Origin of the sequence: Hymenobacter sp. B1770 (assembly GCF_049896385.1) — a bacterium.
GTDB lineage: Bacteria > Bacteroidota > Bacteroidia > Cytophagales > Hymenobacteraceae > Hymenobacter.
Map to the genome: position 1 here is coordinate 171,970 of NZ_JAFCUF010000008.1, position 12,876 is coordinate 184,845.

Sequence of the window (12,876 nt, forward strand, 5' to 3'; positions counted from 1 at the left end):
TATTGCATATAAAAGCATGAATTTAAGCTTGCCCCACGCAGGACGCTTGGGCAGGCCATTGTTCCACCGACTACCAACGCTATGAACCAACTAGATATCTGGGGCGGCATCGAATGCAGCCACTGCCGGGTGGGGGATACGTACTCTGACCAACTCACCCGTAACGGCCACTGGCATCGCCTCGATGACCTTGACGCACTGGCCGACCTCGGCCTGAAAACTCTGCGTTACCCACTCCTTTGGGAGCACACCTGCCCCGATAATCCGGACACTTGCGACTGGGCCTGGCCCGACATCCGGCTGCCGCGCCTGCGCGAGCTTGGTATCAACCCCATCATTGGCCTCGTGCACCACGGCAGCGGTCCCCGCTACACCGCCCTGCACGAAGAGAACTTCGCCACCGGCCTGGCCCAGCACGCGGCCAGAGTGGCCGAACGCTACCCCTGGCTCACCCACTTCACCCCCGTGAATGAGCCGCTGACCACCGCCCGCTTCAGCGCCCTCTACGGCCACTGGTACCCGCACACCGCCGACGACCGCACCTTCGTGCGGGCCCTGCTCAACCAACTGGAAGCCACCCGGCTTTCCATGAAGGCCATCCGGAAAATTATTCCGCACGCCCAACTGGTGCAAACCGAAGACCTAGCTCAAGTGCACAGCACGCCCGCTTTGCGCTACCAAGCCGATTTTGAGAACCTGCGCCGCTGGCTCAGCTTCGATTTGCTGTGTGGGCGCGTTACGCCCGAGCATTTGTTTTGGCACTATCTGCGCGAGCACGGCGCCAGTGAGGCCGAGCTGCAAACCTGGCTCGATGACCCCTGCCCGCCCGACGTCATGGGCCTGAATCACTACCTCACCAGCGAGCGATTTTTGGATGAAGAAATGAACAATTACTGGGAATGCCACGCAGCCAACAACGGTCGCCAGCGCTATGCCGATGTGGAAGCTGTGCGCGTGGGTACCATAAAAATGGCCGGAGTGTGCAGCCTCCTCATGCAAGCTTGGCAGCGCTATAAGTTGCCCGTTAGCATCACCGAAGCCCATCTCAACTGTACCCGCGAGGAGCAGGTGCGTTGGCTGCACTACGTGTGGAACGAAGCCAAAGCTGCCCAAGAGCAAGGCGCCGACGTGCGCGCCGTCACAGTCTGGTCGCTGTTCGGCACCTTCGATTGGGACAGCCTGCTCACCCGCAATGTGGACAGCTACGAAACCGGCGTCTTCGACGTGCGCAGCGGCCAGCTCCGGCCCACTATGCTGGCCAAGCTGGTCCGCCATCTGGCCCACGGCCAGAAATTTGAACACCCCGTAGTGCAGAGCCTCGGGTGGTGGCAGCGCCCCAGCCGCGTGCTGTTTCAACCCAGCACGGCGCCGGCTCAACCCCGCGTACTCAAAGCCGTAAAAAATCGAGTGAAAGCTACTTATGCTTCGCGCCACGACGAACAACAAGAACTCGAATATGCGGCCTGATTTTGTGCCTGACCACATCCCCGAGCGTGCTATCCGGCCTCTGCTCATAGCCGGGGCCCACGGTACGCTCGGGCGAGCGGTGGAACGCATCTGCCACACCCGGGGCTTGGTAACCGTCGCGCTGGGCCGGACCGAAATGGACGTAACCAGCCCGGTGTCGGTGGAGAAATCCTTGGATGTCGTGCGCCCCTGGGCCGTGGTGAACACCGCTGGCTACGTACGCGTCGACGCCGCCGAAGCCGACGCTGGCCTCTGCTTCAGCGAAAACGCCACCGGCCCCTCGGTGTTAGCCACGGCCTGTGCTGCCCGCAACCTGCCCTTTCTCACCTTTTCCTCAGATTTGGTGTTCGATGGTGAGCAGAACGACCCTTACACCGAGTCGTCGAAACCCAACCCGCTGAACGTGTACGGCCGCAGCAAGCTGGCCGCTGAGCAGCGCGTGCTGGCCGTGCACCCCCAGGCCCTGGTGGTGCGCACCAGCGCCTTTTTCAGCAGTTGGGACGAATACAATTTTGTTCATTTTGCCGTGCAGGCTGCCCGCCGCGGCGAGCAATTCGAAGCAGCCGATGACGTACGCATTTCGCCCACCTTTGTGCCCGATTTGGTGAATGCTTCGTTGGATTTACTGCTGGACGATGCCGCCGGCATCTGGCACGTTACCAACCACGGTTCCTGCACCTGGGCCGAACTGGCCCGCATGTCCATCGAGCGCGCCGGCTTTTCGTCGGGTTTGGTGGTGCCGCGCCCCATGGCCCATTTCGGCCTGCCCGCTGCCCGCCCCCCTCAAAGCGTGCTGGTGAGTGAAAAGGGTATAGTGCTGCATACACTGGAGCACGCTCTGGACCGCTGTGTGCGGGAAATGGAGCGGCATCCGATATCAGCCTAACTCCGTTCCTGCCGGGCAGGGGTGAACTACCAAGCTTGCCCCACGGTTTATCTCCTGGTCCTCTGTCAGGCTGTCGTATTTTTTGTTTTGGGACGGTTTTAGCGGAAGGCTCCGTAAATTTGGGGTGCGCCCCGGCGCTATTCGCTAAACTACTTCCTGATGTTTGAATTCCTAGGCAAGACCGTCGCCAAAATATTTGGCTCCAAGTCGGAGCGCGATTTGAAAGATATCGTGCCCTACGTGGCGCTGATTAACGCCGAGTATGCCAAACTGGCCGGCCTCACCGACGACCAACTCCGCGAGCAGACACAAATTGTCCGTGCGCGCATCGATGAGCGCCTTGCGGGCCTCGATGGCCAGATTGCCGGCTTGCATCAGCAAATTGATAGCCAGCCCCAGCTCGATGTTGCCCAGAAAGAGGTGATGTTTGAGCAGATTGACGCGCTGGAGAAGCAACGCAATAAAGACCTCGAAGCCGTGCTGCTGGAGGTACTGCCCCAGACCTTCGCCATCGTGAAGGAAACCGCCCGCCGCTACAAGGAAAACGGCCAGCTGGTGGTAACCGCCAATGCCCACGACCGCGAATACGCCACCACGCACGCCAACTGCGTGATTCAGGGCGACCAAGCTATTTGGAGCAACAAGTGGCTGGCGGCTGGTGCCGAAATTGTGTGGGACATGGTGCATTACGACGTGCAGCTCATCGGCGGCGTAGTGCTGCACCAGGGTAAGATTGCCGAAATGGCCACGGGTGAAGGCAAGACGCTGGTTTCGACCCTGCCGTCGTTCCTGAATGCCTTGTCCAAACGAGGCGTGCACCTCGTAACCGTCAACGATTACCTGGCCAAGCGTGACTCCGAATGGAACGCGCCGCTGTTCGAGTTCCACGGCATCACCGTGGACTGCATCGATAAGCACCAGCCCAACACGCCCGAGCGCCGCAAGGCCTACCAGGCCGACATCACCTACGGCACCAACAACGAATTCGGCTTCGACTACCTGCGCGACAACATGGCGCGCGACCCCGAGGAACTGGTGCAGCGCAAGCACCACTACGCCATGGTCGACGAAGTGGACTCCGTGCTGATTGACGATGCGCGGACGCCGCTCATCATCTCCGGCCCGGTACCGCGCGGCGACGTACACGAGTTCTACCAACTCAAGCCGCGCATTCAGCGTCTGGTCGACGAGCAGAAAAAAGTAGTGCAGAACTACCTCGTGCAGGCCCGCAAGCTCATTGCCGAAGGCAAAACCGGCGTGGAAGAGGGCGACAAAAACGGCGAGGGCGGCCTGATGCTGTTCCGCGCCCACCGCGGCCTGCCCAAGAGCAAACCACTCATCAAGTTCTTGTCGGAACCCGGTATCCGGGCGGTGCTGCAAGCCACCGAGAATCATTACCTGGCCGATAATTCGCGCCAGATGCCCAAGGCCGACGAGCCGCTGTTCTTTACCATCGACGAGAAGAACAACCAGATTGAGTTGACCGAAAAAGGCATTGACCTGATTACGGCTCAGGGCGAAGACCCGCAGCTGTTCATCATGCCCGACATCGGCATGGCGGTGGCCGACATTGAGAAAAACGCTACGCTTTCGGCCGAAGACAAGCTGCATCAGAAGGAAAAGCTGATGAGCGACTACAACGAGAAAAGCGAGCGGGTGCACACCGTAAACCAGCTGCTAAAGGCCTATACGCTGTTTGAGAAGGACGACCAATACATCCTGACTGACGATGGCAAGGTGAAAATCGTGGACGAGCAGACCGGCCGCGTCATGGAAGGCCGTCGCTATTCTGATGGCCTGCACCAAGCCATAGAGGCCAAGGAAAACGTGCGCGTGGAAGACGCCACCCAGACCTACGCCACGGTGACCTTGCAGAACTACTTCCGCATGTACCACAAGCTGGCCGGCATGACCGGCACGGCCGAAACCGAAGCCGGCGAGTTCTGGGAAATCTACAAGCTCGACGTAGTGGTGATTCCCACCAATCGGGTGATTTCGCGCAAGGACTCCGACGACCAAGTGTACAAAACGGTGCGTGAGAAATACAACGCCGTGGCCCTGGAAATCCAAAAGCTGGTGGAAGCCGGCCGCCCCGTGCTAGTGGGCACCACGTCGGTGGAAATCTCCGAATTGATGTCGCGGATGCTGAAGCTACGCGGCATTCCGCACCAAGTGCTGAACGCCAAGCAGAACCAACGCGAAGCCGAGATTGTGGCCGCCGCCGGTTTCCCCGGCACCGTGACCATTGCCACCAACATGGCCGGCCGGGGTACCGACATTAAGCTGCGGGAGACCTCGAAAGAAGCTGGTGGCCTGGCCATCATTGGCACGGAACGCCACGAATCGCGCCGGGTTGACCGCCAGCTGCGTGGTCGTGCCGGCCGCCAGGGCGACCCCGGTACGTCGCAGTTCTTCGTGAGCCTGGAGGACAACCTGATGCGCCTATTCGGCTCCGACCGGATTGCCAAGCTGATGGACCGCATGGGCATGGAAGAGGGCGAGGTGATTCAGCACTCGATGATTACCAACTCCATCGAGCGGGCCCAGAAGAAAGTAGAGGAAAACAACTTCGGCACGCGCAAGCGCCTGCTGGAGTACGATGACGTGATGAATGCCCAGCGCGAAGTGGTGTACAAGCGCCGCCGCAACGCCCTGCACGGCGACCGCATGGAAGTCGACATCCTCAACATGATTTATGACGTGAGCGAGGACATCGCCGCCGGTCACAAAATCACGGGCGATTTCGAGGATTTCAAGCTAGCCATCATCAAGGTGTTTGGTTACGATACCTATATCACGGCGCAGGAACTCAACAGCCTACAGCTGCCGCAGCTTACCCAGAAGCTCTACGAAGAAGCCCTTGGCTATTTCCAAAGCAAGAACGAGCACATCGCCACCAACGCCCTGCCGCTGGTGAACGACCTGCTGAACAACGGCTCGCCCTACGAGAACATCGCCGTGCCCTTCACCGACGGCAAAAAGCAGGTGCAAGCCATTGCCAACCTGAAAAAAGCCCAGGCCACCGGCGGCCACGACATCCTCCGTCAGATGGAGAAAGTAGTGGTGCTAAGTGTGATTGACACGGCCTGGACCCAGCATCTGCGCCAGATGGACGACCTGAAGCAGGTGGTGCAAAACGCGGTGTACGAGCAGAAAGACCCGCTGTTGGTGTACAAGTTTGAGAGCTTCGAGCTGTTTAAGCGCATGATTGGCAAGGTGAACGAAGAAACCACTTCGTTCCTGTTCCACGCCGATGTGCCCGTGCAGCAGAGCATGGTAGGCACCAATGAGGAGCCCGACTACTACCTCGAAGACGAGGAGCCCCAGCCCCAACTCACTGTGGAGCACGAAAGCAACCTCGACTCCTTGGGCGCCGGCCCCGAGGACTTTGGTCCCGATTACCAGAACCCACAGGTAGCGGAAAAGCAAGTGCCCGTGCGCAGCCAGAAAGTGGCCAACCGCAACGACAAAGTGAGCGTGCAGTACATGGACGGCCGCGTGGTGCGCGACGTGAAGTACAAGACCGTGGAGCAGGACGTGCTGAGCAACCGCTGTGTGCTGGTGGACTAATGCTGTTTTGTGACAGAAAAAGAAACGCCCCGGCCGGCTGGTCGGGGCGTTTCTTTTTCTGTGGCTTTCAGAACGATGTATATATTTACCGAGTAATGTTTAAGAGCGACTTGCTCCTTGTAAGCCAGGCTTTTCCTATGAAAGACTTTTTACACTTTCCCTTTGGCTTCTTGCTCGGTCTGCTCTGCTTGGTGCTGGTTGTGGAGCCAGCCCGTGCACAGAGCCCTATTTGGCAAACGGTTATTACCCCTCAAGCCAACGGCAGCGTTACTTATTATATTAAACGGGGTGTTGCCATCGATGCAAATGGAAACGTGTACACAATCGGGTATTTTAATGGAACCATCACTTTCGGGAGCACCACACTGGTGAGCGGGAGCACCCACGACGGCTTCATCGCCAAATGGAGCCCTGCGACTAGCAGCTATGTCTGGGCCCAACACCTAAGTGGGGCAACTGTCAACGGGATTGCCGCGAGCGGTACCAGCGTGTATATAACCGGCTTTTGTCTTAGCAGCCCGACCATTTTTGGAACCATTACCAATACTGCGGGTCCCGACCAACTGCTCGGCGATGCGTTTGTAGCGAAGCTAACGGATGCCGGTTCCAGTGCCACCTGGAACTGGGTGCAGCGAGTAGGCGGTTCGCTCCCTGACGACGGAAGAGCAATCGCCGTGAACGGCTCGGCCGTGTACGTAACCGGGATGTATGAGAGCCCTACGCTTGCACTCGGAACCGCTGTGCTCAGGAGTCAGTTTGGAGTCCCGTACGGATTTGTGACCCGTCTTAATGATTTGGGCACTAGTGCTGAGGTGATATGGGGGCTAGGGATTTACGGCAGGCTCATGGTAAATGCTATTGCCGTGGCTAACTCAAACGTATATGTAGGCGGGACTCATGGCTATACTGGCGTTGGGTTTGATAGCACACCGACCTACATTAACATGGGAGGCGGAGACCCTGGAGGTTTCATCGCGAAGCTGACGGAAGCCGGAACTAGTGCCAGTGCCATCTGGACAGCGAGAACTGGTCAGGGTAGAACCTACGACCGAGACCCAAACTCTGGTGTTAGTTATACCAATGGTTTGGCCGTGAGTGGTTCGGATGTGTACACCGCTGGCGGCTTCAGTGGCAGGCTCACGTTTGGCAGTACGGTGGTGTCTTCTCCCAACGCTACTAGCTTGTTGGTGACGAAGCTTACGGATGCAGGGGCCACCGCCACTTTTCGATGGGTGCAAGCCGTACCGCCATCCGCTGGCGGCTCTGCGGGTGGTGATGCCATCGCAGTTACCAATTCGGGCGTGTACGTGGCCGGTGGATTCAGCGGAGCGGTCCTGAGTTTTGGCAATAATTCCCTAACGCAGACCCCAGGTGCGGCTCCGAATACTAACGATTTGTTCGTCGCCAAATTCGCCAGCTCGGACGGTAGCAGCATTTGGGCTAAGGCCGCCGGCGGCCCTGAGAACGACGGCGCAGACGCTTTAGCCGTTGGCAATAGCGGCCGCGTGTACGTAGTCGGACTAGCTACGCCACCTGCTCAATTCGGCAGTCTGTCCCTTGGTGGGACCTCGGTCCCCAGCATTTACCTGGCCTCACTAAACGAGGCTACTGCTACTGCCAATACACCCTTGGCTAATGGCTTGGTCATCAATTTATTACCCAATCCGGCCCATGGCCGCGTCATAGTGCAACTTCCGCCTAGCCCGAGTGCCGTAAAGGCTACCCTCACTGTGGTCGATGCGATGGGCCGTCTGGTACGCACTCATACCATAGCGCTGCCTGCTGCTGGTCTGCCTTATGAATTGGATTTGACCCGCCTGTCAGCCGGTCTCTACGGCGTGCGTGTGGAAGCCGGTACACAAGTAGCAACCCGCCGTTTAGCAGTCGAATAGGGCTGAAGGACATTGGCAGCGCCGGCAACATTACTTTTTTGACTCTCTTTACCCTGCAGGTTTAGAATTGCAAATAATCGAATAACAGAAGCATTGTTGTCTTCCTTCTCTCCATAATTTTTATAATTCCCCTGAAAAACCCCACTTGAGCAATTTGGGCTTTTCATGAAACCAGATGAGCTCTAGCGCCGCGGCGGGCTGTGCTCATGCGACTGGCTTTCGGCAAGCCATTCGCGGGCGGCCTCCTCGTTGTTGAAGAAATAGGGGTAGAACTCGTGCTGGGCCTGCTGGCGCAGCAGCGTTTCGGTTCCGATACTATCGATTTCGTCGCGGTGGCTTTCGCTAGCCACGCAGGCCAGAAACACGGGCGAGCCGAGCACCATCACCACCTGCTCGGCCAGTAACTCCTTGAGCCAGTCGAGGAGGGCAAGGGAAAACTCGTTCTGAGTGCGCATGTCGAGCAGCCAGAATCGGCAGCGACTATTTTGCAGAGCCGCACTTAGCAGTTCTTGCTGCGGCGGGTGTAGTGTGTGGTCGGGCACGTTGGTCAGCCAACGGCCCACAAGCAGGTTTGGGGCTGCCTCGTAATCGAGGGAAAAAACTTCTGAGAAAACCGTGGGCATGAAGGTGAGGGCTGAGGCTGCCAAAGGTACAGCCGTTGCAGCGGCAATAAGCTTTCGCAGCCAAGAGGCGGCACGAGCTTGGGTATTGCCCTGTGCATCCTGCATTCCCCGCTACCTTTGCCTCATGACCCTTGCCGCCCGAATAGACCACACGCAACTACGCCCCGACTGTACCGAGGCACAAATTACCCAGCTTTGTGAGGAGGCCCTGGCTCACGGCTTTGCCAGCGTGTGTGTGCCACCGTGCTACGTGGCCTTAGCCGCCGAAAAACTGGCCGATACCACCACGGGCATCTGCACGGTGATTGGGTTTCCGCTCGGGTACACTTCCACTAATGTCAAGTTCAAAGAAGCCGAAGTCGCTCTCTACAATGGTGCCACCGAACTGGACATGGTTATCAACATCTCGGCCTTGAAGTCGGGGAAAACGGAGGCTATTCAGGCTGAAATTCTCGACCTGGCTGACCTCTGCCACGTGCACCAAGCGCTGCTCAAGGTCATCATCGAAACTGCGCTGCTCACGGAGGAGGAAATCGAGCTGGCCTGCCAGCTATGCGTGGGCGGGGAAGCGGATTTTGTGAAGACTTCCACTGGCTTCGCTAGCCGCGGCGCTTCGGTTGAAGATGTGGCGCTGATGCGCCGGGTGCTGCCGGAAAACGTACGCATCAAAGCCGCCGGTGGTATTCGCACCCGCGAAGCTGCCCTGGCCCTGGTAGCTGCCGGCGCCGACCGCATCGGCTCTTCCAACAGTGTGGCCCTGATTAATGAAACCGATGAAACGACTGCTGCCTAAGATGCTATTGGCCCCTTCGCTGCTGGCCCTGGCCGCCTGCGCCAGTACTGCCACGCAAACCCCGCGCGCCAGCACGCCGGCTGATACGACAAAAAAGTCCACGACTACGGCCACGTCCTCGCCCACCATGCCGGCCGAGGACGTGACCAAGTACCGCCCCGTGTTCACTGCTCCTAAGGCAACGCCAGCGTCTGCCGCCGCGCCTGCCAAAACTACGGTGACGCCCACCAACCACGTGAATGCGCAGGTAGAGCAGCGCCTGCGCGACCAGGCCTACACCAACCAGAACGTGAAGTATACCCAAGGCTACCGCATTCTGGTGTACCTCGGGCTGGAGCGCGACCAGGTGATGGTCATTCGCCGCACCATCATCGGCCGCTACCCCGACGAAACCGACTACATCACGTTCAAGTCGCCGGTTTACCGGTTGTACATCGGCGATTACCTCACCAAGCTGGAAGCAGCCCAGGGCATGGCCCGGCTTCGGGGCCTCACTCCTAAGCTGGAGCTGGAGGCCACACAGGTGCTGTTGAACAAGAATCCTTAAAAAAAAGCAGCGGTCTGCGTCTGACTCAGGCGTGGACGGCCGCGTCCTATTGCCCCGCTCATGCCCGACCTCATCCCCCAGATTCAGCAGCTGGCCGCTCAGTACGCCGCCGACACCGTAGCTGTGCGCCGCCACTTGCACGCCCACCCGGAGCTGTCGTTTGAAGAAACCAACACTGCCGCCTTCGTTACCGAGGAGCTAAAGAAGCTGGGATTGCAGCCCCAACCTATTGCCAACACGGGCGTAGTGGCCCTGATTGAGGGGCAGCCCGGCGGCCCCACCATCGCCCTGCGGGCCGATATGGACGCTCTACCTATTCTGGAGGCGAACGACGTGCCTTATAAATCGACTAATCCCGGCGTGATGCACGCCTGCGGTCACGACGTGCACACGGCCTCCCTGCTGGGGGCAGCCCGCATTCTCAACGAGCTAAAAGGTGAATTTCAGGGCAACATCAAACTCATGTTTCAGCCGGGCGAGGAGCGGTTGCCGGGTGGTGCGTCGCTGATGATTAAGGAAGGAATACTGGAAAATCCGGCCGTGTCCAATGTGCTCGGGCAGCACGTGTTTCCGCATCTGCCCGCAGGCAAGGTGGGGCTGCGCTCGGGCCGCTACATGGCCAGCACCGACGAGCTGTACCTAACCGTGCGCGGCAAGGGCGGCCACGGTGCCATGCCCGAAATGAACCTTGACCCCGTGCTGGTGGCGGCCCACATCATCGTGGCTGCGCAGCAGATTGTGAGCCGCCGCTCCAGCCCCAAGATTCCGTCGGTGCTGAGCTTCGGCAAGGTCATCGCCAACGGCGCTACCAACGTTATTCCCAACGAAGTCTACATTGAAGGCACGTTCCGGACCCTGAACGAGGAATGGCGCGACGAAGCCCACCAGCACCTGCGCCGCCTCTGCGAGGGCTTGGCCGACAGCATGGGCGCGGTGTGCGAGCTGGAAATTCGTCGCGGCTACCCGTACCTCGAAAACGAGCCGCAGCTCACGGCTCGCGTCAAGGCAGCTGCGCAGGAATACCTCGGCCCCGAAAACGTGGTGGAGCTGGACCAGTGGATGGCCGCTGAAGACTTTGCTTACTTCTCGCAGGCTGCTCCGTCGTGCTTCTACCGTTTGGGTACCCGGCACGAAGACGGCCGGTTTGCCTCCTCGGTGCACACCCCCACCTTCGACATTGATGAGAAGGCCCTGGCCACCGGCCCAGGCCTTATGGCATGGTTGGCTATCAAGGAACTGGCCCAGTAGTGTCTACAATGAGTTTTTAATAAATCCAGTCTTCCCTAATGCCCACATATTTCCGTCTACTCCTGGCTGCTAGCGGCTTGATTTTAGCCACGACCGCCGCTGCCCAACGCCGCACCATTGGCGATTTGGCGATACAGCCGGAAGGGCAGGTAGAAGTAGCCCTGCAGGGAAACGATTATGTTTTGGCAGGCGTCAATGTTCTCTTCTCGACTAATAGCCCAGGCACCGTTTTAATTGGAGGGCAGCTGCGGCTAGGCTACGAGCATTTCTGGAACGAGCGCTGGAGCTGGGGAGGTACATTCCGGGCGCTTCGGGGCGATAGAAGCATTGCCGGATACGGCGATATTGTGGGCATGCCCGGCAACGTCATCCCGGGCTTGTTGCTGCGGCACACCAGCCAAATGGGAGGATTCACGTTTGGGCAGCGCCTGGGGGCAGAATACGCCATGACGTTCGACAACACCGTGCATGGCCCCAATAGTATAAATCGCAGTCGGGCGCTAGCGCGGTTGCGCCTGGACGTAGAGCGGCAGTTTGCCTTGGGCGCGGCCGTGGTTTTGCGCCCGCGGCTCAGTTACGAGCCAGTGGTTTTCTTGCGGCTGCAGCGCCCAGAAGGGGCTAATCAGGAGCGAGTGGTGGATTTTGCCAGCCTGCGAGCCGAGCTTGGGCTGCGCCTGTCGCCCCAGTTCGACGTGACACCCTGGGCCAGTTCACAAACAATTTTTCTCAATGCCCTTCCCCAGTTCGATGCCAACGGCAACCTAACTGGTGGCGGCCGTGTGAATCTGGTGGTGCCTGTGGTTGGGTTCGATGTGCGCCTGACTCTTTTCCGAGGCGAACCGTCTGCGGAGCGCAAGCAGTTACCCACCCAACATTAGCCATTTACAATCCGACTGCGACAAATTGGCGGTTGTTGGATTACTTATCAAAGTGCTCTGAGGTTGCAAAAATGGCATTTCGGTTGCTGTTGTTGTCAGTTTTGCTTTTGGGGATTAGCTGAAATAAAGACAAAATGTCGTTATTTGATATTGTGGCGGGATTGGTATAGATTTTAAGGAGGGAATGGCGTACCGCAGTGCGGTTCACCTTTACCAACAACCTTAATCTATCATCATCACCATGGCAACTTTGCTGTATAACACCCGCCCTTCCCTGCGTCCCAGCCGCGCTTTGAGCGTGATGCTTGCCGACATGCTCCGCGAACCGAAGGCGGCTCCCGCACAACCCACTCCCGCTTTTGCCCCCGCCACCGACGTTCTCGAAACGGCTGAGGGCTTTGAACTGCACCTGGCCCTGCCCGGTGTGAAAAAAGAAGCGGTTAACATTGAATTCCTCGACGGCCAGCTCGTGATTTCCGGCGACCGCCCCAATCCTGCCGCCGCTGCTAAAGAAGCCGCTGCTACCGCTACCGAAGACAACGCCAACGAGGAGAACAAGCCGGCCGTGGTAGCCCCCGAGGCTCCGGCTACGCCCAAATTCCGCCGCGTTGAAACCAACTACGGCAGCTTCACCCGCAGTTTCCGGCTGCCTGAGACGGTGAACGTGAAGGCTATCAGCGCCGAACTGACCGACGGCATCCTGCGCCTCGTGCTGCCCTTCGACACCGAGAAGGTGACCAAGCAGCACATCGAAATCCGCTAATTCCTGAGTGGTTTTGCAAAAAAGGCACCCCGAGAGGTGCCTTTTTTGCCGCCACCTTTGTTACCATACCAAGCACCCAGATTGGCCCATTTTCTGCTGAAAGCAACCCAGAGGCAAGAAATTGAATCCTTCCAGCGTTGCCCAAAATATTACTAGCTATTAACCGGTCGTTTTTTAAACCCGACTTGTTAAATTTAGGTACTTCAATT

The 12,876-nt window shown here is 58.5% G+C and carries 10 protein-coding genes; 9 read left to right on the forward strand and 1 reads right to left on the reverse strand.

What is annotated here, in order from left to right; genetic code table 11:
• Positions 1–81 precede the first annotated feature (81 nt).
• From ACP7AJ_RS16795 to ACP7AJ_RS16810, 4 genes are all read left to right on the forward strand, one after another.
• Complete coding sequence (locus ACP7AJ_RS16795; protein WP_426061346.1) at positions 82–1,467, forward strand: family 1 glycosylhydrolase; 1,386 nt, start codon at positions 82–84, stop codon at positions 1,465–1,467.
• Positions 1,421–2,353: an SDR family oxidoreductase gene (locus ACP7AJ_RS16800; RefSeq protein ID WP_426061347.1), complete on the forward strand. Its 933-nt coding sequence runs from the start codon at positions 1,421–1,423 to the stop codon at positions 2,351–2,353. Before ACP7AJ_RS16795 ends, ACP7AJ_RS16800 begins: the two co-directional genes overlap by 47 nt.
• Before the next feature lie 159 nt (positions 2,354–2,512).
• Positions 2,513–5,923, forward strand: a complete 3,411-nt coding sequence (gene secA / locus ACP7AJ_RS16805) for a preprotein translocase subunit SecA (RefSeq protein ID WP_426061348.1) — start codon at positions 2,513–2,515, stop codon at positions 5,921–5,923.
• The gene (locus tag ACP7AJ_RS16810; protein ID WP_426061349.1) at positions 5,923–7,815 is read left to right on the forward strand and encodes a T9SS type A sorting domain-containing protein; all 1,893 of its coding nucleotides are present in this window, start codon (positions 5,923–5,925) and stop codon (positions 7,813–7,815) included. Before secA ends, ACP7AJ_RS16810 begins: the two co-directional genes overlap by 1 nt.
• Before the next feature lie 182 nt (positions 7,816–7,997).
• On the opposite strand, the gene ACP7AJ_RS16815 is transcribed toward ACP7AJ_RS16810, so the two are convergent.
• Positions 7,998–8,438: a hypothetical protein gene (locus ACP7AJ_RS16815; RefSeq protein WP_426061350.1), complete on the reverse strand. Its 441-nt coding sequence runs from the start codon at positions 8,436–8,438 to the stop codon at positions 7,998–8,000.
• A gap of 124 nt (positions 8,439–8,562) precedes the next feature.
• On the opposite strand from ACP7AJ_RS16815, the gene deoC reads away from it, so the two are divergent.
• The 5 genes from deoC (at position 8,563) to ACP7AJ_RS16840 (ending at position 12,667) form a co-directional block, all read left to right on the forward strand.
• Positions 8,563–9,231 (forward strand): deoxyribose-phosphate aldolase, encoded by a 669-nt coding sequence (deoC, locus tag ACP7AJ_RS16820; RefSeq protein WP_426061351.1) that lies wholly within the window; start codon positions 8,563–8,565, stop codon positions 9,229–9,231.
• Positions 9,212–9,778, forward strand: coding sequence for a sporulation protein (locus ACP7AJ_RS16825; RefSeq protein WP_426061352.1), 567 nt, complete (start codon positions 9,212–9,214; stop codon positions 9,776–9,778). Before deoC ends, ACP7AJ_RS16825 begins: the two co-directional genes overlap by 20 nt.
• Before the next feature lie 60 nt (positions 9,779–9,838).
• Complete coding sequence (locus ACP7AJ_RS16830) at positions 9,839–11,026, forward strand: M20 metallopeptidase family protein (protein WP_426061353.1); 1,188 nt, start codon at positions 9,839–9,841, stop codon at positions 11,024–11,026.
• 38 nt (positions 11,027–11,064) lie between these two features.
• The gene (locus ACP7AJ_RS16835) at positions 11,065–11,904 is read left to right on the forward strand and encodes a hypothetical protein (RefSeq protein ID WP_426061354.1); all 840 of its coding nucleotides are present in this window, start codon (positions 11,065–11,067) and stop codon (positions 11,902–11,904) included.
• Positions 11,905–12,145: 241 nt separating this feature from the next.
• On the forward strand, positions 12,146–12,667 hold the full coding sequence (locus tag ACP7AJ_RS16840; protein ID WP_426061355.1) for an Hsp20/alpha crystallin family protein: 522 nt from the start codon (positions 12,146–12,148) through the stop codon (positions 12,665–12,667).
• The last annotated feature ends 209 nt before the right edge of the window (positions 12,668–12,876 follow it).

Excerpts from the sequence above, each read along its gene's own strand:
- ACP7AJ_RS16795 (WP_426061346.1), top strand. The coding sequence starts at position 82 with ATGAACCAACTAGATATCTGGGGCGGCATCGAATGCAGCCACTGCCGG.
- ACP7AJ_RS16800 (WP_426061347.1), top strand. The coding sequence starts at position 1,421 with ATGCTTCGCGCCACGACGAACAACAAGAACTCGAATATGCGGCCTGAT.
- secA (WP_426061348.1), top strand. The coding sequence starts at position 2,513 with ATGTTTGAATTCCTAGGCAAGACCGTCGCCAAAATATTTGGCTCCAAG.
- ACP7AJ_RS16810 (WP_426061349.1), top strand. The coding sequence starts at position 5,923 with ATGCTGTTTTGTGACAGAAAAAGAAACGCCCCGGCCGGCTGGTCGGGG.
- ACP7AJ_RS16815 (WP_426061350.1), bottom strand. The coding sequence starts at position 8,438 with ATGCCCACGGTTTTCTCAGAAGTTTTTTCCCTCGATTACGAGGCAGCC.
- deoC (WP_426061351.1), top strand. The coding sequence starts at position 8,563 with ATGACCCTTGCCGCCCGAATAGACCACACGCAACTACGCCCCGACTGT.
- ACP7AJ_RS16825 (WP_426061352.1), top strand. The coding sequence starts at position 9,212 with ATGAAACGACTGCTGCCTAAGATGCTATTGGCCCCTTCGCTGCTGGCC.
- ACP7AJ_RS16830 (WP_426061353.1), top strand. The coding sequence starts at position 9,839 with ATGCCCGACCTCATCCCCCAGATTCAGCAGCTGGCCGCTCAGTACGCC.
- ACP7AJ_RS16835 (WP_426061354.1), top strand. The coding sequence starts at position 11,065 with ATGCCCACATATTTCCGTCTACTCCTGGCTGCTAGCGGCTTGATTTTA.
- ACP7AJ_RS16840 (WP_426061355.1), top strand. The coding sequence starts at position 12,146 with ATGGCAACTTTGCTGTATAACACCCGCCCTTCCCTGCGTCCCAGCCGC.